Source organism: Streptomyces sp. NPDC058812 (genome assembly GCF_042744565.1).
Taxonomy (GTDB): Bacteria; Actinomycetota; Actinomycetes; order Streptomycetales; family Streptomycetaceae; genus Streptomyces; species Streptomyces thinghirensis.
Map to the genome: position 1 here is coordinate 1 of NZ_JBHYOB010000061.1, position 2,639 is coordinate 2,639.

At 71.7% G+C, this 2,639-nt stretch carries 2 protein-coding genes and 1 pseudogene; 2 read left to right on the forward strand and 1 reads right to left on the reverse strand.

The features are described from left to right. Both ACFW48_RS38535 and ACFW48_RS38540 read left to right on the forward strand, forming a co-directional pair. Positions 1-950, forward strand: a pseudogene (locus ACFW48_RS38535) (hypothetical protein); the annotation flags it as partial. A gap of 222 nt (positions 951-1,172) precedes the next feature. Beyond that, positions 1,173-1,358, forward strand: a complete 186-nt coding sequence (locus ACFW48_RS38540; RefSeq protein WP_386323323.1) for a hypothetical protein — start codon at positions 1,173-1,175, stop codon at positions 1,356-1,358. A gap of 431 nt (positions 1,359-1,789) precedes the next feature. Here the strand turns inward: ACFW48_RS38540 and ACFW48_RS38545 are convergent, their stop codons facing one another. Further along, positions 1,790-2,065, reverse strand: coding sequence for a hypothetical protein (locus ACFW48_RS38545; protein ID WP_386323325.1), 276 nt, complete (start codon positions 2,063-2,065; stop codon positions 1,790-1,792). Positions 2,066-2,639 lie beyond the last annotated feature (574 nt).

A 2,639-nucleotide genomic window follows, 5' to 3' on the forward strand; every position in this document is an offset into this window, starting at 1 on the left:
GGAAGAAGGCCAGCAAGGGGGATCAGCAGTGCGGGCGGAAGGCACCGCGGAAGATCAGCGAGCTGCGGCCGGTGGCGGGGGAGGAGGAGGTCTACGCGCTGCTGGACGGTCTCGGCGTCCTGGACAGGCCCGCGGCCCGGATCAGCATCCTGCGCAGGGCCGTCCGCGAGTTCCTCGGACACAACCCCAATGCCACGCCCACCCCGTTCGACATGTACCCGCGCACCCCTGACCACGCCGCGACCCGGATCCTTGGCCAGTGGCACCGGACCCGGGGACCGGTGCGGGCGTCCGCGGGCTACCAGGGCGCGGACAGGATCCTGCGCCCTGCTGGCTACCTCGCGGAGATCCTCTTCGAGCAGGCCTGCGAGCTGCCGAACTGCGAGACGGGCGTGCTCGTCGACACTGGTGAGGAGTGCCGGCAGTGCGGGTACAGGGCGAACCAGCGGATCCAGGATGCCGAGGTCGCCCGCCTCGACGCCCAGCACCGCGAGCAGCTGGAGCAGCAGCGGGCAGAGTCCGCCCGGAGGCATCAGGCGGAGATCGAGGCCGTCTACGACGAGGCCGCGGCCGCGAACGAGGCGTTCGACAGCAGGCGGGCTGCCCGTGCTGCCGAGGCCGAGGAGACCGCGCGGCTCCGGGAGCGGCTGGCTGCCGAACACCCGGAGCTGATCAGCGCCGCCGTCAGGGTGGAGATCCCCGCGCCCAGGGACCATGCCGGTGCCTCCCGGCGCGGCCGGTACGCCGTGGAGGAGGAAACCGCCCGCGCAGCGCTGGTCCGGGAAGGCCTGCGCGGCACCGCCCTGGACGACGCCGTCCGCAGCCACATGGCCGCCTGGAAGCTCAAGCGCCGGGAGGAGGCCCAGGCCGCCGACCTGGCTGCTCGCTCCGTCCCCGTCGGCGCATGGCCGACTGAACGTCACCAACAACCGGCGGAAGCACCGTTCTAGCCCCTGAGCGGCCCGCTGGCGGCCTGTGCAGCCCGCGGCTGGCCCCATTTGACCAGCGAGGGGCTGACAGCGCCTTAGCAGGCTGCTGAGGCCTGCGTGACAGGTGAGGGGCGGTCGCTTGCCGGGCCGGGGGTGAGCGTAGACGGCCGGGCATGCGGGGCGGCAGGGCAAGCCGGGCTTGCCCACCACCCGTCACCTGCCGCGTCCCTGCGATTTCCCCCAATGCGGACGCCAGGCCTACCCGCCCGGGACGAGTGGAGCGACGGCGCCGAACCGGGCCGCCTGTGCGCCATCTGCCAGCCCCCGGCCGACCACGACGCCCACCAGGCTCAGGTACGCGCCGAGGAACAGGCAGAGCTGGACCGGCAGGCCAAGGCGGACGGCTGGCGGGGCTGGCTCGGCCGCTGACGCTCCACCAGCCGCCTGCGGATCCTAGGTGGTCAACCCTTGACCACCGTCGAACCAAAGACGGTCAAGGGGTTGACTACCTAAGAACGTGAGGGCGAGCAGTCACTGGTCGACTGACGCTACTCCCCGCCCCAGCCGACGACGCCCGGCCACGGCCGATGGCCGCGCGGAGGAGTCCTGCTCCGGCTCCGGCTCCGGCTCCGGCTCCGGCTGGGGCGCCTGGCCCTCGGCGGCGCGGGCGAGCTCGGCAACTGTCCGGCCCCGAGGCGCTGCGGGGTCTTGAGTCGTGGGGCGGGGGCCGGTGCCCAGGGGGCGGCGCTCGGTCATCCGGCCAGTGTGGACCCGTGCTCGTCATCGGAACGAATCCAGGTCCGGCGCGCGGGTCCCGGCCGCCCCTCCGAAGGCCGGTACCTGCTCCTTCACGCGTGGCGCTACCGACGGCGCCGCAGATGCGGCACCAGTACGGCCACCGCTGCGATGTACGCGCCGAGCGTGCCCAGGGCGACCTGTGCCGGGTCGGCCCAGGACGGCGCCAGCCGCACGACGATGGCCGCACCGCCCGCGAGCACGGCACCAACGCCCAGGAGCAGCAGCAGGAAGAGGACATCCCGTTGCCGGCGCAGCCGCGCGAGCTCCCGCGCCTCGGCCTGCTCCTGGACGGCCGCCTGCGGGGGGACGGTCGCAGTGTCGTGCTGGGTGATGGTCATGGGTGAACTCCTTGGTTCGGCTACTCGGGCGGGCGGAGCCTGCGGGGTCCGCACCGCTTGCGTCGCGGGATGGGTGCCGGACAGCAGATAGCCGCCCGACACCACGGACCTTGAGCCCCAAAGGGGTTAGCCACGCAACCCTCCCTGCCTGAAAGGGAGATTCAGCCTCACCTGGCCCTCTGACCTGGCTTTTTGCTGAAGGTGAGGCCTTGGTAGGGCCTGTAACACACGCAGGGCAAGGCACGCAGCCCAGTCCGGTATTACCGAATCTCGCGGATCTGTCCCGTAATGCAGTTCACGTGCGGCAAGCGGGCTGTGTCGCGTCTGGAGCAGCACAACGCGTTGCCGGTCAACTCGTTGTGCTGGCCGTGACGCACAGCACGGCACGGCGCCCGCCCCGAAGACCGACGGATCGATCTCCACCACGGTCCGGTTCGACCCGGACGAACTCCATGAGATCGACCTGTGGCTGATCGGCATGCGAGCGGAAACCGGCAAGCGCTGGGACAAGGGTGAAGTCATGCGCGAGCTCTTCCGCATAGCCCGCACCCCCGACAGCCCCCTGCGCCATGCC

What these genes read in the sequence shown, in the direction of transcription:
- ACFW48_RS38540 (WP_386323323.1), top strand. Translation starts at nt 1,173, where the DNA reads ATGCGGACGCCAGGCCTACCCGCCCGGGACGAGTGGAGCGACGGCGCC.
- ACFW48_RS38545 (WP_386323325.1), bottom strand. Translation starts at nt 2,065, where the DNA reads ATGACCATCACCCAGCACGACACTGCGACCGTCCCCCCGCAGGCGGCC.